This window comes from Streptomyces sp. NPDC020747, assembly GCF_044334695.1.
Classification (GTDB): domain Bacteria; phylum Actinomycetota; class Actinomycetes; order Streptomycetales; family Streptomycetaceae; genus Streptomyces.
Map to the genome: position 1 here is coordinate 622,223 of NZ_JBIRTJ010000003.1, position 20,933 is coordinate 643,155.

Annotated in this window: 23 protein-coding genes, 1 tRNA gene and 1 pseudogene; 16 read left to right on the plus strand and 9 right to left on the minus strand. The window is 67.8% G+C overall.

The window, feature by feature from the left end; genetic code table 11:
- Positions 1-3: 3 nt before the first annotated feature.
- Entirely contained in the window at positions 4-1,029 is a 1,026-nt protein-coding gene (locus tag ACH4YP_RS11885; RefSeq protein ID WP_398490433.1) for an NAD-dependent epimerase/dehydratase family protein, read from the minus strand.
- Between the two features lie 206 nt (positions 1,030-1,235).
- Between ACH4YP_RS11885 and ACH4YP_RS11890 the strand changes: the two genes are divergently transcribed.
- The 4 genes and pseudogenes from ACH4YP_RS11890 (at position 1,236) to ACH4YP_RS11905 (ending at position 2,777) form a co-directional block, all read left to right on the plus strand.
- Positions 1,236-1,916, plus strand: a complete 681-nt coding sequence (locus tag ACH4YP_RS11890; protein WP_398490434.1) for an adenylate kinase — start codon at positions 1,236-1,238, stop codon at positions 1,914-1,916.
- A gap of 28 nt (positions 1,917-1,944) precedes the next feature.
- Positions 1,945-2,139 carry a hypothetical protein gene (locus tag ACH4YP_RS11895; protein ID WP_398490435.1) on the plus strand — a complete coding sequence of 65 codons (195 nt, stop codon included), beginning with the start codon at positions 1,945-1,947 and terminating at the stop codon, positions 2,137-2,139.
- A gap of 156 nt (positions 2,140-2,295) precedes the next feature.
- Positions 2,296-2,370: pseudogene (locus ACH4YP_RS11900) on the plus strand (NUDIX hydrolase); the annotation flags it as partial.
- On the plus strand, positions 2,367-2,777 hold the full coding sequence (locus ACH4YP_RS11905; RefSeq protein ID WP_398490436.1) for an NUDIX hydrolase: 411 nt from the start codon (positions 2,367-2,369) through the stop codon (positions 2,775-2,777). The pseudogene ACH4YP_RS11900 and the gene ACH4YP_RS11905, both read left to right, overlap by 4 nt.
- A gap of 44 nt (positions 2,778-2,821) precedes the next feature.
- Here ACH4YP_RS11905 and ACH4YP_RS11910 read toward each other — a convergent pair whose 3' ends face one another.
- The 3 genes from ACH4YP_RS11910 to ACH4YP_RS11920 form a co-directional block, all read right to left on the minus strand.
- Positions 2,822-3,349 carry a hypothetical protein gene (locus tag ACH4YP_RS11910; RefSeq protein WP_398490437.1) on the minus strand — a complete coding sequence of 176 codons (528 nt, stop codon included), beginning with the start codon at positions 3,347-3,349 and terminating at the stop codon, positions 2,822-2,824.
- A 393-nt stretch (positions 3,350-3,742) separates the two neighbouring features.
- Positions 3,743-4,294 carry an ImmA/IrrE family metallo-endopeptidase gene (locus ACH4YP_RS11915; RefSeq protein WP_159083194.1) on the minus strand — a complete coding sequence of 184 codons (552 nt, stop codon included), beginning with the start codon at positions 4,292-4,294 and terminating at the stop codon, positions 3,743-3,745.
- Positions 4,291-4,824 (minus strand): helix-turn-helix domain-containing protein, encoded by a 534-nt coding sequence (locus ACH4YP_RS11920; protein WP_398490438.1) that lies wholly within the window; start codon positions 4,822-4,824, stop codon positions 4,291-4,293. The genes ACH4YP_RS11915 and ACH4YP_RS11920 overlap by 4 nt, the downstream gene beginning before the upstream one ends.
- 149 nt (positions 4,825-4,973) lie before the next feature.
- On the opposite strand from ACH4YP_RS11920, the gene ACH4YP_RS11925 reads away from it, so the two are divergent.
- The 4 genes from ACH4YP_RS11925 to ACH4YP_RS11940 are packed head-to-tail and all read left to right on the plus strand — an operon-like array spanning position 4,974 to position 7,665.
- Positions 4,974-5,237 (plus strand): hypothetical protein, encoded by a 264-nt coding sequence (locus ACH4YP_RS11925; protein WP_398490439.1) that lies wholly within the window; start codon positions 4,974-4,976, stop codon positions 5,235-5,237.
- 16 nt (positions 5,238-5,253) lie between these two features.
- Positions 5,254-5,697, plus strand: a complete 444-nt coding sequence (locus tag ACH4YP_RS11930) for a hypothetical protein (RefSeq protein WP_398490440.1) — start codon at positions 5,254-5,256, stop codon at positions 5,695-5,697.
- Positions 5,694-6,194, plus strand: coding sequence for a hypothetical protein (locus ACH4YP_RS11935; protein WP_398490441.1), 501 nt, complete (start codon positions 5,694-5,696; stop codon positions 6,192-6,194). The genes ACH4YP_RS11930 and ACH4YP_RS11935 overlap by 4 nt, the downstream gene beginning before the upstream one ends.
- Positions 6,184-7,665 carry a ThiF family adenylyltransferase gene (locus tag ACH4YP_RS11940; protein ID WP_398490442.1) on the plus strand — a complete coding sequence of 494 codons (1,482 nt, stop codon included), beginning with the start codon at positions 6,184-6,186 and terminating at the stop codon, positions 7,663-7,665. Before ACH4YP_RS11935 ends, ACH4YP_RS11940 begins: the two co-directional genes overlap by 11 nt.
- 130 nt (positions 7,666-7,795) lie before the next feature.
- On the opposite strand, the gene ACH4YP_RS11945 is transcribed toward ACH4YP_RS11940, so the two are convergent.
- From ACH4YP_RS11945 to ACH4YP_RS11960, 4 genes are all read right to left on the minus strand, one after another.
- The gene (locus ACH4YP_RS11945; protein ID WP_398490443.1) at positions 7,796-9,520 is read right to left on the minus strand and encodes a relaxase/mobilization nuclease domain-containing protein; all 1,725 of its coding nucleotides are present in this window, start codon (positions 9,518-9,520) and stop codon (positions 7,796-7,798) included.
- Positions 9,517-9,810: a mobilization protein gene (locus ACH4YP_RS11950; protein WP_398490444.1), complete on the minus strand. Its 294-nt coding sequence runs from the start codon at positions 9,808-9,810 to the stop codon at positions 9,517-9,519. The genes ACH4YP_RS11945 and ACH4YP_RS11950 overlap by 4 nt, the downstream gene beginning before the upstream one ends.
- Before the next feature lie 961 nt (positions 9,811-10,771).
- Positions 10,772-11,476: an ATP-binding protein gene (locus ACH4YP_RS11955; RefSeq protein ID WP_398490549.1), complete on the minus strand. Its 705-nt coding sequence runs from the start codon at positions 11,474-11,476 to the stop codon at positions 10,772-10,774.
- Positions 11,473-12,393, minus strand: coding sequence for a hypothetical protein (locus ACH4YP_RS11960; protein ID WP_398490445.1), 921 nt, complete (start codon positions 12,391-12,393; stop codon positions 11,473-11,475). The genes ACH4YP_RS11955 and ACH4YP_RS11960 overlap by 4 nt, the downstream gene beginning before the upstream one ends.
- A gap of 513 nt (positions 12,394-12,906) precedes the next feature.
- Here ACH4YP_RS11960 and ACH4YP_RS11965 point away from each other — a divergent pair.
- From ACH4YP_RS11965 to ACH4YP_RS11995, 7 genes are all read left to right on the plus strand, one after another.
- Positions 12,907-13,164: a helix-turn-helix domain-containing protein gene (locus tag ACH4YP_RS11965; protein ID WP_398490446.1), complete on the plus strand. Its 258-nt coding sequence runs from the start codon at positions 12,907-12,909 to the stop codon at positions 13,162-13,164.
- Positions 13,165-13,297: 133 nt separating this feature from the next.
- A complete protein-coding gene (locus ACH4YP_RS11970) occupies positions 13,298-13,510 on the plus strand; it encodes a helix-turn-helix domain-containing protein (RefSeq protein ID WP_398490447.1) in 213 nt (70 codons plus the stop codon).
- Positions 13,510-14,658: a tyrosine-type recombinase/integrase gene (locus tag ACH4YP_RS11975; protein ID WP_398490448.1), complete on the plus strand. Its 1,149-nt coding sequence runs from the start codon at positions 13,510-13,512 to the stop codon at positions 14,656-14,658. Before ACH4YP_RS11970 ends, ACH4YP_RS11975 begins: the two co-directional genes overlap by 1 nt.
- Positions 14,659-14,865: 207 nt before the next feature.
- Positions 14,866-15,507, plus strand: a complete 642-nt coding sequence (locus ACH4YP_RS11980; RefSeq protein WP_398490449.1) for a hypothetical protein — start codon at positions 14,866-14,868, stop codon at positions 15,505-15,507.
- Positions 15,508-15,541: 34 nt separating this feature from the next.
- Positions 15,542-16,696 (plus strand): helix-turn-helix domain-containing protein, encoded by a 1,155-nt coding sequence (locus ACH4YP_RS11985; RefSeq protein ID WP_398490450.1) that lies wholly within the window; start codon positions 15,542-15,544, stop codon positions 16,694-16,696.
- Positions 16,697-16,765: 69 nt separating this feature from the next.
- Positions 16,766-18,847 (plus strand): GNAT family N-acetyltransferase, encoded by a 2,082-nt coding sequence (locus ACH4YP_RS11990; protein WP_398490451.1) that lies wholly within the window; start codon positions 16,766-16,768, stop codon positions 18,845-18,847.
- Between the two features lie 74 nt (positions 18,848-18,921).
- Complete coding sequence (locus ACH4YP_RS11995) at positions 18,922-19,446, plus strand: hypothetical protein (protein ID WP_398490550.1); 525 nt, start codon at positions 18,922-18,924, stop codon at positions 19,444-19,446.
- Between the two features lie 253 nt (positions 19,447-19,699).
- Here the strand turns inward: ACH4YP_RS11995 and ACH4YP_RS12000 are convergent.
- Positions 19,700-19,773 (minus strand) — tRNA-Gly (locus tag ACH4YP_RS12000).
- Positions 19,774-20,344: 571 nt separating this feature from the next.
- Between ACH4YP_RS12000 and dcd the strand changes: the two genes are divergently transcribed.
- Complete coding sequence (gene dcd / locus ACH4YP_RS12005; protein ID WP_360068004.1) at positions 20,345-20,920, plus strand: dCTP deaminase; 576 nt, start codon at positions 20,345-20,347, stop codon at positions 20,918-20,920.
- Positions 20,921-20,933 lie beyond the last annotated feature (13 nt).

Consider the following 20,933-nt stretch of genomic DNA (forward strand, 5'->3'; position numbering starts at 1 on the left):
GACTCAGGAATCGGAGGCCAGGGCAGCGAGGATCCTGGCCTCCTTCTCGGGGGCGAGCCCGTGCTCCGCCCAGCGGGGGTGATCCACAGGGCGACCGTCGGCGCGCAGCCACGCCCAGGTGTCCGTGATCGTCTCGGCGAGCGGGCGGCACCGCAGTCCGCCCGTCACCGCGTGGTCGGCGTTCACCGACCACACCCCTGTGTGGGTACGCCACAGGGGCAGCTCGGTCCACTGCCGGACCCCGTGCTCGACGAGCAACTCCGGTTCCACCCACACCAGGTGACCGTCCGCCTCGGTGACGGCGAGGCACGCGAGCAGGAAGTCCCCGAAGCTCATCCCCTCAGGGTGGGCCACGTTGAAGGCGCCGCCAGTGGTCGCAGCCGCCTGGTCCGCGGCGAAGGCCGCGACATCTCGCACGTCGACCGGCTGGATGAGCCGGTCGGCCGGAGCCGGCGCCAGCACAGGTCCGCCCCGGCCGGCCCGGTGCAGCCACCACGGCAGCCGACCCACGTACTCACCCGGCCCAAGAATGACCCCGGGCCTCAGAAACACCGCCCGCTTGCCGAACACCTCACGGACCGCGCGCTCCCCGCCGGCCTTCTGAAACCCGTACTTGGTGGGCGAACCGTCCGAGCCTGTATGACCGAAGGAGTCGTCCGCGTCGGACGGGCAGTCCAGCACCTCGGACGACTCGGTCAGGGTCTGGTGCGGCCAACCCGCGTACACCGACACCGTGGAGACGTGCACCCATCGGGACGCCGCATCACGCAGAGCCTGTGCCGCCAGCCGCACATCACGCGGCGGCAGCTCGGAACTCGACGTGTCGATCACGGCATCCCACGGCCCCTGGGAGGCAAGCCGGTTGAGGTCTGTCACCTCGGTACGGTCACCGTGGATCGCGCGCACCTCGGGCACGTCCCGCCCGGACCGGCCGCGGTTGAACGTCGTCACGTCCCAGCCGCGGCGTAGCGCCTCGTCCACGATGCTCTTGCCCAGGAACCACGTACCGCCCAAGACCAGAATCCTCATGCCCAGAATCCTGCCCTTCCCGCAGACCCAGGAGAAGAGACCCCTGTCGACGGTCTCGTACTTCCCCGCTCTAGCGATGTCCCATGGTGTGGTCATTCCTCACCGCCAGGGGGCGGCTTACCGGATAGGCAATGACATCGGTGCGCGGCGATCATGTGTCCCAGAGACAGCTTGTTGGCCACGCATGACGAAGGGACACTACATCGATGCGCATCCTCCTGATCGGGGCGCCCGGAGCCGGCAAGGGCACGCAGGCAGTGCGCCTTGCCGCGCATCTGTCGATCCAGCACATCTCCACCGGTAGCCTGTTCCGCGAGCACATCGACCAGGGCACCGAGCTCGGGCAGAACGCCCACACGTACATTCGCGCCGGCCTTCTGGCACCGGACGAGGTCACCGTCGGGGTGGTCAAAGAGCGCCTTGCCCGTCCGGACACCGAGCGCGGATTCCTGCTGGACGGCTTCCCTCGCAATCTTGCCCAGGCGGAGGCGCTGGACGGCATCCTGGCCGACTCGAAGTCGAGGCTGGATGCGGTGCTAAACCTGGAGATTCCTGAGGCCCAGGTTGTCAGGCGGATCGCTGGACGACGGTTGTGCCGTCAGGACCGCGAACACATCTTCCACGTCGACTACGGCCCGCCTGAAGTGGCAGGAGCCTGCGATGTCTGCGGCGGTGAGCTGTACCAGCGCGATGACGACCGCGAGGCAACCGTTCGTAAGCGACTGGAGGTCTATCGCAGCGAGACGGCGCCGGTCATCAACCACTACCAAGCCCAGGGGCTGGTGACCACGATCTCGGCCCTTGGCCAGGTCCAGGAGGTCTTGGACCGCGCTCTGGTCGCGATCGGCCACGGCCAGGTCGATGCATCCGGCGCGTCGAGTTGCTGACCTCTCCGCTGGGAAGGTGCGGGCTGCTGTGCCCTCGCCGGAAGCCACCGCGTCGGAGGCAGTGAGCGGGCTGCTCACTGAGCGCGGACGGGGCCTGCACATCGTGAACGAGCTGACCCAGGGGCAGTGGGGGTTCCAGGTCACGAACTGCGGGACCAAGGCGGCCTGGGTGGTGCTGGCCGAGGCTTCGGCTGTGACAGCTACCCGAGGCGGTCAGACCTGACGAACGTGCCGATGCGGCAGATGCTCCCGCAAGGTCGTCGAGAAGGTCGGTGATCGCGTAGTGGCGATCGTCGATCTCGTCAGCCGACACCATGGGTGGCCCTTCAGCGGTCGGCTCTTGGCCAGCGGCGACCGGCGCCTGCGTACTTCCCGTTGAAACGCGGTGACCCGCTTCATCCCCGTCGATACGATCTTTCCGCCCGTACTCGCTGTGCTGGAGGAGCGGACATGATGCAGCAGAATGGAGACGAGCGGCCGGGCATCGCCGCGGCCATCGTCATCCACAACAACCGCGTGCTCATGGTGCGGCGCCGGGTCAGCGAGGGCCAGCTCTCTTGGCAGTTCCCCGCAGGCGAGGTCGAGCCAGGCGAGGCACGTGAAGACGCCGCCGTGCGCGAAACGAAGGAAGAGACCGGTCTGGACGTGGCCGCCGTCAAGCTCATTGGCGAGCGGATCCACCCGAAGACGGGTCGGCTGATGTCGTACACGGTCTGCAAGGTCGTGGGTGGTACGGCGTACGTCGCGGACACCGAGGAGCTGGCCGAGCTCGCGTGGGTGGCCCTCGCCGATATCCCCACCTACGTGCCGTACGGGCTCTTCGAGCCGGTGCAGCAGCACCTCGACGCCACGCTGAGGTGATTCACCGAACCAGGTATGGGTTGGCAACCTGGATGGCCGGGAAGCTACCCCTCGCTCACCTGTGAGTGGAGACGCTCGTTCTCCCTCTCCAGTGCGGCTACACGTTGCTCAAGCTCCGCACGGGTCGGCCTCTTTGGCGGCGGAGAAGCCGCTGGCTTCGGAGGAGAGGGCGGTTGGCCGGCCAGCCCGATGGGCTCGAAGGCCACGATCGCTGATGGGTCCTTCCCGCACTCTGGGCACTGCATTGACGACGAGCCGTGCAGCGTGGGCTTGCCATTCTCACGATGCCGCCGAGTCTCGACGATGTGGCCGCAACTGAGCCGTACGCGCCACCGCATGATGTCGCGCTCAGGCGTCTGGCAGCTACGAAGCATGTCCAGTACCTTTTCCACGACAGCACGGCGACCTGCTGCGAGCACAGGGTCTGCCCGCTCTTTGGCCTTCTCCTCAGCGGCCTGCTTCTCCACCCAACGTCTGATGTCCTCCGACTGCTTCTGCTGTCGGTGATCGGCTCGGGTGAGCTGGTAGTTCTCCAGCGGACAGCCGTAGCTCTCGTACTCCACCTCCCGCATGGCCGAAACCATAGCTCTGGGCAGTGGGAGGCTCAGGCAGAGTTCGCTCCCGATCAGCCGGGGTGCCGCCCTGAGCAGAGCTGACAGCCGACGAGCGTGAAACGGCTGTACGCGACCGAGTGGACTCCGTGACCAGTCCAGAGCCCACTTGGCCACCGTCGATCCTCGAAACAAGCAGCGCAGCCGTATGCGATCTCGGGAGCTACCCCATGGTGGGACCGCCTGGCGCCCGCTGAGTATCGACGGACCGTCACACCGCTCGTACGCGCGCGTCGTTCATCGCTCGCGGCCGCCCGGCATGCGCCACAGAGCCCGCCAACCGAAGTACTTGCCCGCTCCCGCGCCACGTCCCGGCGGTAAGCGGCAGACCGACAGCGCCTACCTCCGGCGCCGTCAGCGGCCTCGGACCTGTTTGGCCACCCCAGTGGTGTTGTACCGGTACCGGGCCATCTCCTCGGTCACTCCGTAGTGCTCGGCGATCTGCGCCGGCCCCCACTGGCGGCGTACTGCGCCGAGCAGCAGGGGGCGGGGAAGCATGAGTGTTCCGCCAAAGGCAGTGGCTTGTTCTTCCTCGTCGGGGCGGCAGGTCCTGAAGGGCATGCCATTGACTTCGCGGATCTCGGTGAGGTCATGCTTCAGGACGAGGTGGGAGAGCTCGTGGGCCACGTCGCTGGCCCTGCGACCCGGGGTTCGGAGCGGGTTGGTGACGACGATGTTCCTGCCGGAGACCTGGAAGGTCGCGGCGGAGAAGGCGTACGCCTGGACTCGTTCGAGTTCTTCGAGGCGGGTGTGGCTGACGAGCTTCTCGGCGCTGACGATCTTGACCTTGAGGTGGTCGGCGAGGTCGTCGACGTTCAGGGCATCGGTGTCGCTGAGATCGAGTTCGCGGCGCAGTCGGAGGGCTTCTCGTTCGGCGTTGGCCTTGAAGCCTCGGGGGAGGGTCACAGTTCGCCTGCTTCGACGAGTCGTTCGAGTTCGGTGTTCATGTCGGTGAGCAGGTCGGCGAGCCGCTGGGGGACGCCAGGACGCAGCACCGAGGCAGCCCGGAGGTGGCAGGCAAGGGCGGGTACGACGGGGACCGCCTCCTTCGCGAGGGCGTCGTAGAGGTCGCGCAGAACAGAGCTGATCTTGTTCGCTGCGTCGCCGGTGAGCCGAGGGTCTGCGTGGAGGTGGGTGATGGCCTGGTCGAGGGGCGAGATCTGGCGGGTGGCGGTCGAGGTGAAGAAGCGGCTCGGGGAGACGCCGAGCCAGGCGCAGAGGCGGGTGAAGGTGGCGAGGTCGGGCTGGGCGCCGGCTTCGACCCGGGTGAGGGTGCTGAAGCTGACGCCTGCTTCGGCGGCGGCCTGCCGGAGGGAGAGGGGGCCGCGGTGTTCCTTCAGGAGGCGTCCGAGTTCGGCGATGTCGAACTGTTCGACAGCGTCCGGTCCGGTCGTTTCGGGGTCCGGGAGAGGGAGCTGGCTCCGGTCGGGGCTCATGCGAGCAGCGTAGCGCGCAGTAATACGGCGATGAAGCTTGACTGCATCGACCTGACGTGATCACACTGGACTCACTACAGAAGCAGTGATGCTTTACTGAATCAGTAGAGCGCTCCTTCACCAACCCTCGAATGACCCAGGAGATCGGTATGCCCCAGACCCACGACATCAAGATCACGGTGACCTCCGCCCTCGCCGAGCACCCGTACCAGCACGACTACGCCTCGCAGGTGACCGCCACGAGCGTCCTGTCCGACACCCTCACCGCCTTCGGTTTCGCCAGCGACGGCACCACCCGCTACTACCTGTTCCACAACGGGCACGAGGTCCCGCCCGAGGCAACGGTGGGCGAGCTGGCCGGGCACGCCAAGGCCCTGCACCTGAAGCTGCGCACCGAGACCACCAACGGCTAGAGCCCGGGAGTCAGGCGTGGATCTCGAGAGCCGTCTGCGGCTGGCGGGCGACGTCCCGGCGGTCGAGGAGTTCCTCTCCTCGGCCGCCGGCCGCCTCCACCACCGCGACCAGGACCCCGACGGCCTGTTCTGGGCCGAGGTGCAACCGAACAGCGGTGAGCGCGCAGCGTTCATCGCCCGGATCGAGTGGACGGTCTACCCGGACCGGCCGCCCTCTCTCGTCTTCGTCGAGTCGATCGGCGTCTCCGGAGTCGGAGCGCCCAGTGCCTGGCCGGGAGCGGATGGCTACCGCTACGGCTCGAACGACGTGTGCAAGCCGTTCACCGCCGAAGGCCAAAGGCTCCACGCCGAGTGGAGCAGCGGGCCGCACTCCTGGCGGAGCACCGGCAATCCCTTCCTGTACGTGGTGGAGAACGTGCAGGACGACATCGATCGCGTTGACGGGAGGCGTGCCGGATGACCACCGACACGAGGAAGCTGGTGCTGCCAGCCGGCGCGGTCGACCCGGTGCTCCATCAGATTCGGTGCCACGGGCTGGCCGACCAGGAGACCGGCGCGCTGCTGCTGACCGGGCGGTCGGACATGCACGTGCGGGTCGTGGCGGTGGCCGGGACGGCGGGGATAGTGCGGGGTCCAGGGCTGTTCACGGTGAGCGCGGTCGCGTACGACCGGCTGTTCACCTTCGCCGAGGAACGGTCCCACCGGGTGCGGGCGATGATCCATTCGCACCCCGAGAAGGCTTTCCTGTCGCGGACCGACCGCGCGTACTCGTTGCGGGTGCCGGGGTTCGTCAGCGCTGTCGTCCCGACCTACGCAGCGCCGCCCGCCGACCCGGCGTCGTGGGGGTGGTGGCGTTTCGAGCAGGACTGGGTGCCCTGCACCGCTCCTGTTGTCGACCCGGCGCTGTCCCTGGCGCGCACGGTGATGTTCGATGAGGAGGGCGTCCGTGAGTACTGACTACAGCCGCAGCGTACGCCTGGGCGGCCTGGCCGCCGGCGTGGAAGACACCACCCTGCGGGAGCGGATGGAGGGCATCCTGATCCACCTGACGGCGGACGGGCACCTGCCTGCGGCCGCCGAGACTCTCGAAGTACTGGTGGCGGACCTGCGCCGGTGGCCGGTCCGGCTGAGTCTGGACCCCGGCCGCGGACCGGGACGGCTCGACGACGAACTCATCCGCAGGCTGGTGGAAACGGCGGCCGGGATCGATCCGGACCGGCCGCTTCGCATCAGCGAGGCCCGGAGCAGGGCGCCGTTGCATCTGCACGTGGGAACCGCACCACCGCTGGGTACTACGGTGGCCGGTGCGCCGGACGGGCACGGGGTCCGTCTGCGGCACACCGGTCATCCTTTCCCCCGGCTCAACGCGCCCGGCACCGGGCTGGGCGTGGTCCTCACTGCGGCGATGCTGGCCGGTGAGGCGTTCAAGGTCGTTGCCGGGCTGCCGGAGGGGAAGTTCCAGGTGACCCCGGTGGTGGACTTCTGCCCCGTCCTCCCCGGTGAGCAACCCGGGATCGTCGTCGCCCCGCTGCCCGCGCTGGAGCAGGTGCTGCTGGGCGGAGGCGGTGCGATCGGCACCGGCATCGCCCTGATCCTTGACCTGCTGCAGGTCTCCGGCGAGTTGACGGTGGTGGACAGGGAGGTCTTCGAGAAACCGAACGTCACCTCGTACAGCATCGGTACCCTGGCCGACGCGGCTGCGGGCCTGCCGAAGGTGCGGTTGATCGACGCACGCCTACGGCGGATCGAGGTGACCCCGTTCCACGGGACGATCCAGGCTTCCATCGAGGCCGTCGATGCGGGCACCCTGCCGTGGCCCCGGATCGTCCTCGGCGGACTGGACAGCGTCGATGCCCGGCACGACCTGCAGCGGCTGCAGGCCGATCTCACCCTGGACGGCAGCACCGGCGGCCCGGTCGGCACCACTGTCGCCCTGCACGAGGCACTGCCCACCGGCCCCTGCCTGCGCTGCTACTTCAAGGCCAACCACATCGGGAAGAGCGCGGAGCAACGACTGCATGAACTGACCGGGCTCCCGCTATCCCGAATCGCCTGCGGGCAGGAGCCGCTGACCGAACAGGACCTGGAATGCCTGGACAATCAACAGCGGGAGCTCGTAGGGCAGTTCCTCGGACGGCCGGTGTGCGGGCTGATCAACTCGGCTGAGCTGACCGGTAGAACGGACGACGGGTTCCGTCCTTCGGCCGCGTTCGTGGCCCAGCAGGCGGCCTGCCTGGTCGTCGGCGCCTGGATCGCACGCAGCACGGGCCTGGTCAGCGGGCCTCCACGACGCATCGAGTACGACACCCGCTTCGGCCCCCGGCCCGACCAGATGATCGACCACCGGCTTCCCACCCCCGGGTGCGTGTGCCAGAAGGACGCTGCTCTCATCAACCTCATCCGAGAAGCCCGACGCACCCGCCCTTGACGCCCGGCTGGAGGTGGCAGCAAGGAGCGGAGTGAGCAGGTGGTGACGGGCCCGACCATGGTGCGGTCGGGCCCGTCATCTGTTTACCGGGAGCTATTCAGGCACCCTCAACGCGTTCGTCGTGCCGTTATCAACGACGTCGTGCCCGCGATGCCGGTGATATCGGCATTGTCTGCGCGGCAGACATGTGATCGTTGGGGCGGTTGGCCCGGGTGGCTTCCTGGGCTGGGGCGTACAACGGGAGATCCGCGGTGCGGCGCAGACGCCAGACGAGAACGTCGCTGACGGAATCGGCGGTGTCCAGTTCCCGGCCGGCGGCGGCCTCGGCGAGCAGAGCGCGGGGATTGTGGCCGGCGCGTTCGGCGTCGGCGAGGGTGGCGGCCAGGGCGTCCCAGCCGGGCTCGGCCAGGACGGTCTCTGCTAGCTCGGGCAAGGCGGCGCGCACGGTGGTGGCGTGGTGACGGCGCAGGGGCGGGGCGATACGGCGGCCACGTTCGCGCAGCACGGCGAGGGGCTTGGCGGCTGCCTGCTGGTAGGCGGTCCGCAGGTGCGCGGCAGCCCGGCGCGCGGCCTCGGCCTGCTGGGCGTGCTGACGCTGGGAGTGCCAGTGGGCGGTGGCGATGGCGAGGAAGACCAGCGTGTCCAGGACCAGCGCGGTGCCGGCCCCGTCCTCGCCCCGCCCGAACGCGGGCCCGCTGTACACCAGGTCGCGGGCTGCCCGGCGCAGGTCCTGCGCGTGGCGGAACTCAGCTCGGGTATGGGAGCGGGAGGCCCGCTCGAACTCCCAGGCTGCCCGGCGTAGTTCGTCACGGGTGTGCAGTGCCGAGGTCTTGGCGAGAGCGTCGAGGACCTCGCCGGTGGCAGAAATCTGGGCGGCAGCCGCGCCGTCGTCGCCGCTGCGGTCGAGGACGAGCAGTGCCGCCCAGGCCGCGTGAGCGGTGGTGCGCCGTGCCACGGCGGGTGCCGAGACCGCGGTGGGGCGTTCCGGCCGCTGGCTGTCGGTGGTCTCCGGTGAGGCGGAGTCGGTGGTGAAGCGTGCCTGGATACGGGGCAGGGACAGGTCGGGGGCGAGCGTGGAACCGGCGTAGAAGATCGGTTCCTTCTCCCCGTTGCGGTCACTGGGCAAGGCGACCGTGTAGCCCTTCAGGTCACCGGAGGGCAGCACTTTGGTGCGTACGAGCAGCCCGGCGTCCTTGAGACGGTCGAGGAACTCGTCCGTGGAGGCGGCACCGGCCACCGCGCGGCGCACGGTCTCGCGCAGCTCCTCGCGCGCAGCGCGGTCCCAGCCCAGGCGATCGGCTTTGTGCCGCTCGGCGCTGGTGGTGCGCTTCGCCGCAGTGCCGTCGCCGGGGGCAACACGATGGAGGTCGTAGTCGGCTTCGATGAGGCGGGCTTCGGCTTGGGCGCGTTTGCCGGAGCGGTGGTGGTCGGGGCGGCGGCCGTCTTCGCGGACGAGGGTGGCGATGATGTGGATGTGGTCGTCGGCGTGGCGGACGGCGGCCCAGCGGCAGCCGGCGCCGTCGCCGGGGTCGATGCCGGTGGCCGCGACAATGCGGCGGGCGATGTCGGCCCACTGGTCGTCGGTCAGGATCGGGTCGTCGGGGGCGGCGCGCACCGAGCAGTGCCACACGTGCTGCTCGGGTTGCTGGTCTGCGTCGAGCAGGTGGAGGGGCTGGTCGAGGAGGTGAGCGAGGTCCTTCTTCGTGGCCGAGGGGGCGCGGCCGGGGTCGGGGGCCAGGTGGTCGAAGGAGGCGACCAGGTGCGGGTCGACGTGTTCCTCGTGCGTGCCCTTGCCGTAGAGGTAGTGGAGCAGGCCGAGGGTGCTGCTGCCCTGCCGGTGGATGCTGGGGATCAAGCCGCCTCACCCTCCTGCTCCTGGCGGTTGGCGACCCGGTCGACGGCCTTCTTCGCAGCATTGGCCGCGCGGTGGACGTCGGCGAGCACCTCCTTGAGATAGGGCACTTCGCCGCCGGAGTTGAGCGCCTTGGCCACCTGGTTGAGGTTGCTGCCAGCCCAGCCGAGCTGCCGACGCATGGCGAACAGCTCCGTGAGCACATCGCGTTCGGTGGCGATGGTGATGGCGGTGCGGGACTGGTCGCGGGCGGCGGCAAGAGCGGAGTGCGCGAGGAAGCCGGCCACACTCATGCCGACGGCATCGGCGCCAGCCTGGATGATGGCGTGCTCGTGATCGCTGAGGCGGACGCTCTGAGCGGGACGCTGCTTCTTCTCGCGCAGACGCGCCTTCCCCTTTGATCTTGGTCCGGCGCGTACGGCCGGCCTTGCCCGGCTGCGATCCGCCCTCGGTCGCAGCCTCCCCGCCCGGCGCCCCCTGGCGCCGGACGGGCCCCGCCACCCCCGGGGCGGGGTCGGGTTCGGGCGCTCCCCCTGCGGGGGAGTGTCCGAACCTCCAACTTGCTGTGCCGTTGTCTGGGGTAGTGGTCGTCTCCTGCTGTGCGGTGGGGCGGTTGTCGTGCTGGTTGTGCACGCTCGGTTCTCCGTGGGGTCTGCGTGATGAGGGGTGGTCGTGCTGTTTGGCCAGGGCGGGCCGTCGTTCCGGGCGGGTGAGGAGCGCGGAACGCGCCGGATCTGCTCTCGGCCGGTCGCCGGGGACGGTCCGGGAGCGTGGGTCGGATGGGGACCAGTGGACGGGGCTCCTGGGGACGGTCCCGAGCGGTGTGATCCACGGTCCCGGGTTCGTTGGGGACCACGCTGGGACGTTCGTTGGGGACGGTCCCCCTGACGTCGAGTCAGGGGGACCGTCCCCGTGTCACCGCACGAGACGGTCCCCAAGGTGTCAGGGCCGGTTGGGGACCGGTCCCCGCAGTTGGGGACCGTTGTGGGGACCGGCCTCATAGCGTCCTGAGCAGGGGTTTCCCAGAGCGAACCGGTCCCGTCCCGCCACTGTCCATGTCGGTCCCCGACGGCACTGCTGTAGCGGTCCCCGATCTGGTTGTGTTCGGTCCCCGGTCTGGCGTGGTGCTCGTCGATACGGTCCCCGTTTGCCGCGTACGACGGAGGGGCCGGGGACCGGCGGATGTCTGACCGGGGTGGTGCCACGTCGCTGCCCGACGATGCGAGGTAGAGGTGGGGAGGATGCGCGGGCCGGTCAGGCGGTGGGTGCGGTGCGGCGTCGTCGGTCGGGGCCGGTGAGGACGACGCGTTCGGTCATCTCGGCGAGGCGTGAGGTGACGCGGTCGCCGAGCGCGGTGCGGAGCTCGGGGATCGGGAGGTTGGTGGTGATGAGGGTGGGGAGCATGTGCTCGTACCGGTGGTTGATCAGCCGGTAGGTGAGTTCCTCGGTCCACTCGCTGGTTTTGGCCGCGCCGAGGTCGTCCAGGAGCAGCAGCGGGCAGCGGGCCAGCGTCTGGAGGTCGCGTTCGGCGTCGTGGCCGTTGCGGGGGCGTAGGCGTGCGTAGAGGTCGGCGGTGGTGGTGGCTTCCCAGCGCAGGCGGACGCCTCGGCTGAGGAGGGCGCGGACGGCGCCGTATGCCTGGTAGGTCTTGCCGGTGCCGGTGGGGCCGGCGATCAGTAGCGACGGGCCTTCGGCGATGCCTGGTCCGCCGGGTCCGGGGCGTCCTGCTCCGGAGATCTGGTCGGCCCAGGCGGTGATCTGGGGGTGGTCGGCCAGGGCGCGGCGGTAGCGGGCGGGGATGCGGGCGTCCGCGAGTTCCAGGGCGGTGACGGGCTCGGCCGGCGACTCCTCGGCAGCGGTGGCGGCGGTGGCGTCGATACCGCGGCGGGCCAGGATGCTGTTGAGCCGGTCGGCGAGCGGGCCGACGCACTGGGGTTCGCGGGTGAGGGTGGCGGTCAGAGCTCATCTCCGTAGGCGGCGGCGACATCGGTGGGGTTGGTCCACGGACGGTGCACGGCAGGGGTGTTGGGCGTGGCGTTCATGACCTCGTTCACGAGGCTGGGCAGGGAGCTGGGGTGCATGCCCTTGGCCCGGTGGCGTTCGAGCGCGGCTCGGAGGTGGGCGGGAGCCACGCCCTCGTCGAGCAGCTTGCGCACCTGTCGGCCCAGATGGCCCAGGAAGTCGCCCGGCGGGCGGTGGTTGCACGCGGCGACGTACTCGGTGATGAGCTGCTGCGCCGAGACCGTGTCGGGCGCTGGGGCGCTTGCGCCCCCCGAAGGAGTACTTCCTAGATCCATGATCTTAGGTCCTAGATCCGGGCAGTGAGGCTTCACCGACGGCTCCGGGAGTCCTCCATGAGATCTCACGGAGGATGGCGTGAATCCGTTCTGACCTGCGGATTCGCCTTCGGCTCCCGGATTCGGTGCGGGCTCGCGTATCGCCGGTGTGCCCTCACGGAGGGCTCCGGGAGGCAGCGGTGAGGATTCCGTGACGCCGACTCTTGTGACGCTCGGCGCGGCTCCGGCCCGAGCGTCGTGGTGCGGGCAGCCGGGGAGGCGGCTCACGCTGGGCCGGTTGATCTTCTGATGTTGGTGCCAGGTGACGATGTGCAGGTACCGCTTGTCGTCCGGCCCCGTGTAGCGGCAGATCAGACCGGCGTCGGAGAGCTGAGCGAGGTCCGTCTCGACGTCGGACGGGGTGTGCTCAGGGCGAAGGACCCACAACTGGCCCGCGACGATCGCGGCGTGATCGCGGTGGCGGCCCTGGTCGTCGGCCTGGGTGAGCAGGCCGAGGAAGGTGCGCTCCGCGGTCAGGGAGACGGCGGCCAGGGACTCGGAGACGAAGGCTTCGGGCTTGATGGTGCGGATTCGTGCCAAGAGGGGGCGGTCCTCACTCGGTTGCAGGTGGGCGGGCACCCACGGCTCACCGTCGATCGTGGCGGTACGGGCGTCAGGGGCAGGGGAGTTGGCCGACCGGCGGCGCGGGGCGCGCTGGTGGCCGCTCGCGCTTTCCGGGGGTGTCGTCAACATAGGCACACCCAAGCCGCGCAAGTCCAGCCCCATCCCGCGCAATCTCTTACGGCAGAAAGGCTGCCGAAAAAGCAGGCGGTAAAGGGGGGTCCTAAAACTGTAGGACACGATCGGCCGTTGACGAAATAGTTGCCCTGGACGCCGGGCCAGAAGCATCACATCGGGAAGCCGTTGACGTGCCGCCGACGGGGAAGCTACAACACAACACCCCACGTCAGGGCACCCTCAGGACGTCGTCGACCTGTCGGTCCTCGGCCCTTCCCGCTCCCGGGAGACCGCTTCGCGGCGAACCGCGAGAGCGGAACATAGACCACGATCGCCGGTTAACCAAACCGGCGAATGGACGCTTCAATTGGAGCCATGCCAGCACGCTCATTGGAAATCGGACCCGCAGGAATACGCGCGGCCCGCACCATCGAAATCCTCCGCACCGAACGCGGTTTGTCGCAACGCCAGTTGGCCGGCCGTGTGACCGCGCTCGGTCACCCGATGTCCAACGCCATGCTGTCCCGCATCGAACGCGCCCAGCGCCGATGCGACGTCGACGACCTCATCGCGATCGCCGAAGCGCTTCACGTCTCAGCGCCCGTGCTCCTGCACGGCCGGCCCGTCGTCTGAACCGCCGGCGGCCCTACCGAGCTCGTCTCTCCCATCCCGCACCTGAGTGAGGACCCACCACCCTTGCGCCTTCCCGCAATACCCCCTGCCCTCGTCCGTCCCCAGCGCTCCGCCGCGGAGGAGGTGATCCTGAATGGCTGACCGCCTCCTGACAGTGGCCGAGGCCGCCGAACAACTCGGCACGGGCGAGCGCTTCATCCGCCGGCTGATCGCCGAGCGCCGTATCCGCTACGTCAAGATCGGCCACCCCGTCCGCATCCCCGAGAGCGCGGTCGCCGAGTACGTCGATGCGCACACCGTCGAGCCGGTCCGCCGCATCCGTGCCCGTTACGGGAAGGCGGCCTGATGGCGGGACGTAAGCCGCAGCGACGGCGCGAGTTCGGCACGGTGCGCAAGCTCGCCTCAGGCCGGTGGCAGGCCCGCTACCTCGGCCCGGACGGACAGCGGCACACCGCACCGGAGACGTTCGAAACCCGGAGCGACGCCCAGGACTGGCTCAACCTGGTTCGCGCCGACATCGAGCGCAACCACTGGCGCGACCCGGACGCCGGCGCGGTCAACTTCAAGAAGTACGCACTCCGTTGGGCGGAGGAGCGCGGCCTGGCCCCGACCACGCTCGACCGCTACGACGGCCTGATGCGCCTGCACATCCTGCCGACCTTCGGCGGCAAGAATCTGGACGAGATCGCGCCGTCCTCCGTCCGCACGTGGCGAGCCGAGCGGCTGAAGGCGACGGGTGCCACCACGGTCGCCAAGTCGTACCGTCTGCTGAAGGCCATCCTGCAGACGGCGGTCGACGACGACCTCCTGCCCAACAACCCGTGTCGTATCAAGGGCGCAGGCAAGGAGGAGGCCGACGAGCGCCCCACCGCCACCATCGAGCAGGTATTCGACCTCGCCGATGGCATGGGCCCGCGCTGGCGCTTGATGGTCCTGCTCGGCGCCTTCGCCTCGCTCCGCCCGGAGGAGCTGGCCGAACTGCGCCGTCACAGTGTCGATATCGACGAATGCTCCCTTCGCGTCACGCAGGCTTCCCCGGAGCTGACCAACGGTAGGCGCGTTACCGGCGACCCCAAGACCCGGGCGGGCAAGCGCACCGTCTACTTGCCCGACTTCATGCTCCCGGAGCTACGCCGGCACCTGCAGTGGTTCGCGGAGAAGGAGCCTGACGGCCTCCTCTTCGTCGGCGAGAAAGGCGCCCCCTTCCGTCGCTCGACCTTCGGTCGGAAGTGGCGCAAGGCGCGTACCAAGGTCGGCATGCCGAAGAATTTCCGTTTCTACGACCTCCGCCACACCGGTAACACCCTCGCCGCCGACACCGGCGCCAAGCTGAAGGACCTCATGGTCCGCGCCGGCCAGTCCTCGGAACGGGCCCAGCTGATCTACCAGCACTCGACAGCGAAGCATCAGCGCAGGCTCGCCCAGGGCATCGATGCCGAGGTGCGTGCCCAACTGCGCGAAGCAGAGACAGTCGAGAGCGTCCGTGAGGCGTAATGCTCCGCTTTCATCACTGGAGTCGGCCGCTCAGCTCGGCCGGCTCCAGTGATGACCGAGCGGCTGATTTCAGCGCAATGGGTCCGCTGGTGCCCTGCACCAAGACGTGGGAGTCACTGACCTGCCTTATTTCTTGATTTTCAACCTCATATGAGGGAGGATTTCCGGAAGTCGAGGTGGCTCGTCGAGAGGCTGAACATGACTGTCGTGCATGCGGAGGATCTGCGGGCCCGTAACCGACTGGCCGAGCTTGGACTGTCGGTCGAAGGGATCGAAGACGCGCTGCGGCGTGCCGAGGCCGAGCGCAACTTCTGCACGCCGTTGGACCCTGTTTCGTTGCCCGGCAACATCTTCTGGGGCCGGACGGTCCGCTTCTTGCGCGAGACGTACATCCCGGACGGATGGACCAGCGCCAGCCCCAGCAACGTACCGCTGCTCGTCGCGCCGTCCGGTGACTTCGCAATCACGGCTTCCAGCGGCAGCCCGGAGACCGGGTACGCAGCACTCATCCCTTCCACTCGCTACTCGAAGGGCAACGCGGTGATGAAGCGGGTGGAGACCAACCGGCAGATGTTGCTGTTCGGCGAGCCTGAGGCGCCGCGTGAGCAGCAAGATGCCGGCGACGGTATCCCTACCTGGTTCCTGCTCTACCACCACGCGAAGACTGACCAGGGAACCCGGCTCCACGCGGAGCTGTCCTTCCCGAACGATCCCGGAAACCGTGGCAAGATCAGCAGCTGGCACGAGCGGATCATCCTCCCCTGGATCGACTTCGACGGCTTCACTCCCTTCGTCGACGACGCCGACGACCAGGGCGGCATCGACATCCCCATCGAACGTCGGGCCTGACCGGCCCGCCCTAACCTCCCCATTGGCTCCTCCCATGACCACCGCATCTCGGCTCGTCCTGGCGCGAAAGCGCCGAGGACTCACTGTCACTCGCCTCGCCCAGCTCGTCAGCCTGACCCCGCGCAGGTTGTCCGACTACGAGAACGGGCGGGCTGCCCCCAGCCAGCCGTCGCTGGATGCGATTGCGGCGGCGCTGGAGTTCCCTCCTTCCTTCTTCAGTGCCGAAGAGGTCGCCGACCTGACGGTCGACTCGGTGAGCTTCCGAGCCCTGAGCAAGATGACCGCATCCCAGCGGGACATCGCCCTCAGTTCTGGGCGGCTGGCGCGTGTGCTGCAGGACTGGATTGGCGCACACTTCCGCCTGCCGACTCCCGACATTCCGTCGCTGACTTCATTCAGTCGGCTCGGCCCGGACGAGGACCAGATCCCGCATCCAGGGGAGGCGGCAGGTACAGACTGGCCCGCAGAGGAAGCCGCCGCACTGGTGCGAGCCCGTTGGGGACTTGGAAACGCCCCGATGCCGAATGTTGTGCACCAGCTTGAGGCACATGGCGTTCGTGTCTTCTCGCTCTCACGAGCCTGCCCGGAGGTCGACGCGTTTTCCTTCTGGGACCGGGGGATCCCTTTCGTGCTGCTGAGCACGGAGAAGACTGCGGAACGCGGGCGCTTCGACGCTGCCCATGAACTCGGGCACTTGGTTCTGCACGGCGAAGAACAGATGCCACACGGGCCCCAGGCCGAAGCCGAGGCCCACAGATTTGCGGCCGCGTTCCTTATGCCGCGAGCCGACGTTCTCGCCCACGCACCACGGGGGGCGAGCACCAACTGGATCCTGCAGGCCAAGCGACGCTGGAAAGTCGCCGCCATGGCCCTTGCCCACCGGTTGCACGAACTAGGTCTGACCACCGAGTGGCAGTACCGAACCCACTGCGTGGAACTCGGCCGGCTCGGCTACCGCAAGTCGGAGCCCCGGAGTGGGGTTGCCCGCGAGACCTCGCAAGTGTTGGGCAAGGTGTTCACCGTCCTACGCAGCGAAGGCACACGTCCTGTGGACGTGGCCCGACAGCTACATCTGCACTCGGCCGATCTCAACGATCTGATCTTCGGCTTGGTGGTCACTGCGCAGGAAGGTGAGGGGCAGCGGGGTACCGAGTCTGAGGTCAGGCCGAGACTCTCTGTGGTCCGCTGACAATTAGCAGCATTGCTGGACGATCTCAACTACGTGGCGCCATAAGGGAAATGGGGTCAGACTTGGGCGGTGCAGACCCCTGAGGCCACAAACGGCGCCGCAATACGCATCAGCCCCGTCAGCCCCCAGAACACCGAGCTTCTGGCTTCCATAGTCGCGCTGGGCGACCGGTTCAGGAGCAAGCTCGGCTTCCTGCCTCCAGCGGTCTACGAACAGGCTGCTGGAGGAGACACTCTGTTGGCTGCCGTAGCAGGCTCAGACCTCGTCGGCTATGCCCTGTACGGGCTCCCAGGACAGCGCATCCGCCTGACTCACCTCTGCGTCGATCCCGGTAGGCAGCGCGGCGGAGTGGCCCGACTTCTTGTGGACGAGATCACTCGCCGTCACCAAGACAGGCTCGGCATCATCCTGAGGTGCCGTAAGGACTACGGCTACGAGCAGATGTGGACGCGGCTAGGCTTCGAGCCCCGCGATGAGGTCGACGGCCGCGGCAAGAACCCCAAACCACTTGTGGTGTGGTGGCGTGACCACGGCCACGCGGATCTGTTGACCGACCTGGAGTCGACGGCCCTCCTCACCGTCGCTATGGACTGCAACGTGTTCGCCGACCTTCACGCATCGAATAACCGGACTGGTTCGCAGGAGACCCAGGCTCTTGGGGCGGAGTGGTTGACCGGGCTTGTCGATTTGGTCGTCATGCCTGAGCTTGTGGCCGAGATCAACCAGATTCCGCAGCAGACCGAGCGGCGCAGTCAGTTGCGCGTTTCCAGCACATACAAACGACCTAGACCCGACAGACAGCTGGCAGACCAGCTCGTACCTAAATTGATCACTGCTGCCAAGGAGAAGCTGGGCATCACACTGCCCGCCAAGCCGAATGATCTCTCGGACCTGAGGTATGTGGCGGAGGCCGGCGCGGCCGGCGTTCCGTACGTTGTCACCCGCGACGACGACTTCCTGCGACTTTCCGAGGTTGCCCAGGCGGTCTGCAACGTCCGCATCCTGCGGCCCTCAGACGTCGTTTTGCACCTCGACGAGTTGAGGCGCGCGCAGTTGTATCAGCCCGGCCGCCTTCTCGGCACCTCCTACACGACGAGGGCTGTTGCGGCAGGCAGGGAGCAGGAGCAGCTGATCTTTCTGAACAAGCCTGGCGGCGAGCGCCTGAACACCTTCAGGGCGCGACTACGTGAGCTTGCGGCCCAGCCAGGTAGGTGGGACCGCCAGCAGATTGTGGACGACCATGGACAGCTCTTCGCCACGTATTGTCATGGCCAAGGAGAGGAGCAGCTCCAAGTCCCGCTGCTACGCGTCGTCGACGGACATGCGCTGAGCGAGACCATCGCCCGGCAAATCCTTTTTCTGCTGCGCCAACACTGCCGGGCCGTCGGCGCCCAGGCGTTGCGACTGACTGACCCACATCTGCCGTCCACGGTACGTGCCGCAGCACAGGAGGACGGGTTTCAGCCCCTCGGAGACGACCTGATCGCCTTCGTTCTGGACAAGGTCACGGACACGAAGGCCGTCGATGAGCATGCGGCTGCCCTCGCTGGCCAACTCGGTCTTGAGCTGCCCCGCCTGCAAGCCCCTCTGCCTGCGGCTGCGGCATCCGCTGTCGAGCGGGCCTGGTGGCCACTGAAGATCACTGACGCGGAGCTGCCGACCTTCCTCGTGCCGATCAAGCCGAAATATGCGTACGACCTCTTCGGCGTTCCTGAGGGACTGCTGGCCCGCAACGACGAGCTAGGACTGAGCCGCGAGCACGTCTACTACCGCGCTGCTCGCTCCAGCGGTGAGAAGGTCCCGTCCCGCATCCTGTGGTACGCCAGCGCCGACCCGACACTCACTCTGTCGTCGGTCATCGCTTGCTCACGGTTCGATGCCACCGTCGTTGATGACATCTCCGAACTCCACCAGCGCTTCCAACACTTGGGCGTGTGGAACCTCGCGGACGTCCTCAAGCATTGCGAGGGCCACGACCAAGCTCGGGCGATTCGCTTCTCCGACACGGAGATCTTTTCGAACTTCGTTCCGTATAAGCGACTTAAACAGCTAGCCCGCCGCCAGAGTCACACCCTCAACGTACAGTCGGTCTTCAAGATCTCGTCCGCCCTGTTCCAAGCCATCTACGAGGAAGGTCGATCCGCACGGTGACCGACTCAGAACGTGCCCTCCTGCTATCCCTGCACCCACGCTTCGCGACCTCCATCCTCGATGGGCGCAAGTCGGTGGAGCTCCGTCGTCAGAGAGTGGCAGTCCCGCCTGGCACGCCGGTCGTCCTCTATGCCACTTCGCCGGTCATGGCGCTGGTCGGTACTGCTCGTGTCGCTCGCGTGGATACCGCCTTGCCTGCCGAGGTGTGGAAGCAGCACCGTGCTGAAACAGGGATCAGTCGCGCTGAGTACGACACCTACATGGACGGCGCAGCCCAGGCATCAGCCCTTCTGCTGGAGTCTCCCGAACGGCTTCAGGAACCGGTGCCGCTGGCCCATCTGCGGGCCGGCGGCACTTTCCACCCACCGCAGAGCTACCGCTACATCGCCGAGGATGCTCTCCGGGACCTGGTCGCTGGGCATGCCATGGCCAACGCACTACTCGATCAACTCTCTGGAACAGCGCCGAGCGCTTCTGCCGCTCCCACGCCACCTGTCGTGGGCGGCGCCGTGCGAGGTTCTCTGCGGTCGACCTCGGGCGGCCCGAATGGACATTCGGTACTCCGCTCCTCTGCACTCCTGGTCGGGCCGGCGTCGTAGAGCGCGGGCCGTCGGGCCCGCGAACTGGTCTTTTGCGTATGCGACTTCACCCGAGGGGTGTCACCCTGTGGCTCAGGTCACATCAAATGCGTCTCGCTATTTGAGACGTTCAGGGTTTGAGATGCCAAGAGTGGCACCAGGGCGCCCCTGGGGTGGTCACCCAACTGCGACTTAGGGTACGCGGAGGGCATGACCCCCTCGGATTGGACTAGACAACAAACAAACCCCAGATCGCTGACCTGGGGTTTCGATCTGGAGCGGGTGACGAGAATCGAACTCGCACTCTCAGCTTGGGAAGCTGATGTTCTACCACTAAACTACACCCGCGTAAGACGCCGGTTCGGACGGTTTGGACCGGTGTCGGAAACGCGGATTCACCATACCTCATGCCAGGCCCCCGGCGCTGAAGCCGTGGGGCCCGGTGCTGTTTCGGGGGGTGGACGGGGCTGCGGGGCGCGGGAGTTGGGGCGTACGGTGGAGGGGTTGAAGAGGGGCTGCGCGGGATCGGAGTGCCGCCTGGAGGGTCGCCCGCTTCGTCCCGTAATGTGGCGCTTCCTCGTCAGGCAGACGCAGCTCTTGGGGAAGGGACTCTGAGGACTTGATGGAACGCAGCACCGTCGTCCGTTGTGCCGAAGGGCACGTGTTCAGCACCGCCTCGCTTCCGATGCAGCAGGCCGATCGGCTCGGCCCCGGCCGGCTGATCCGTTGCCCACGCTGTGCCAGGCTCCGCAATGTCGTACCTGTGGAGTACGAGAGGCGCTGAGCGCCGGGCCATACGAAGCGCGCAGTACCCACGTAGCAGTACGTGGTACTGCGCGCTCACCTCGTTAGTGACCGCCCGGGTCCGCCACGATCACCGGATTGTGGCGGGCCCGGGCGCTCTGCGTATCCTCGGGGCGTGCTTCTCTCTGACAAGGACATCCGGGCCGAGATCGACGCCGGGCGTGTACGGATCGACCCCTACGACGAATCCATGGTGCAGCCGTCGAGCGTCGACGTGCGGCTCGACCGCTACTTCCGGGTGTTCGAGAACCACCGCTATCCCCATATCGATCCGTCCATCGAGCAGGCGGATCTCACGCGGCTCGTCGAGCCCGAGGGGGACGAGCCGTTCATCCTCCATCCCGGGGAGTTCGTCCTCGCCAGTACGTACGAGGTCATCAGCCTGCCCGATGATCTGGCGTCGCGGCTCGAGGGCAAGAGCTCGCTCGGGCGGCTCGGGCTCGTCACGCACTCCACCGCCGGGTTCATCGACCCCGGTTTCTCCGGGCACGTGACCCTTGAGCTGTCCAATCTCGCCACCCTCCCCATCAAGCTCTGGCCGGGCATGAAGATCGGGCAGCTGTGCCTGTTCCAGCTCAGCTCGTCGGCCGAGTTCCCGTACGGCAGCGACCGGTACGGGTCCCGCTACCAGGGGCAGCGCGGGCCGACCGCCTCACGCTCCTTCCTCAACTTCCATCGGACCCAGGTGTGAGTGGCGGCGGCAT

Coding starts and splice junctions, on each gene's coding strand:
- ACH4YP_RS11885 (WP_398490433.1), bottom strand. CDS start 1,029: ATGAGGATTCTGGTCTTGGGCGGTACGTGGTTCCTGGGCAAGAGCATC.
- ACH4YP_RS11890 (WP_398490434.1), top strand. CDS start 1,236: ATGCGCATCCTCCTGATCGGGGCGCCCGGAGCCGGCAAGGGCACGCAG.
- ACH4YP_RS11905 (WP_398490436.1), top strand. CDS start 2,367: ATGATGCAGCAGAATGGAGACGAGCGGCCGGGCATCGCCGCGGCCATC.
- ACH4YP_RS11910 (WP_398490437.1), bottom strand. CDS start 3,349: ATGCGGGAGGTGGAGTACGAGAGCTACGGCTGTCCGCTGGAGAACTAC.
- ACH4YP_RS11920 (WP_398490438.1), bottom strand. CDS start 4,824: ATGAGCCCCGACCGGAGCCAGCTCCCTCTCCCGGACCCCGAAACGACC.
- ACH4YP_RS11925 (WP_398490439.1), top strand. CDS start 4,974: ATGCCCCAGACCCACGACATCAAGATCACGGTGACCTCCGCCCTCGCC.
- ACH4YP_RS11935 (WP_398490441.1), top strand. CDS start 5,694: ATGACCACCGACACGAGGAAGCTGGTGCTGCCAGCCGGCGCGGTCGAC.
- ACH4YP_RS11950 (WP_398490444.1), bottom strand. CDS start 9,810: ATGAGTGTGGCCGGCTTCCTCGCGCACTCCGCTCTTGCCGCCGCCCGC.
- ACH4YP_RS11965 (WP_398490446.1), top strand. CDS start 12,907: ATGCCAGCACGCTCATTGGAAATCGGACCCGCAGGAATACGCGCGGCC.
- ACH4YP_RS11970 (WP_398490447.1), top strand. CDS start 13,298: ATGGCTGACCGCCTCCTGACAGTGGCCGAGGCCGCCGAACAACTCGGC.
- ACH4YP_RS11975 (WP_398490448.1), top strand. CDS start 13,510: ATGGCGGGACGTAAGCCGCAGCGACGGCGCGAGTTCGGCACGGTGCGC.
- ACH4YP_RS11985 (WP_398490450.1), top strand. CDS start 15,542: ATGACCACCGCATCTCGGCTCGTCCTGGCGCGAAAGCGCCGAGGACTC.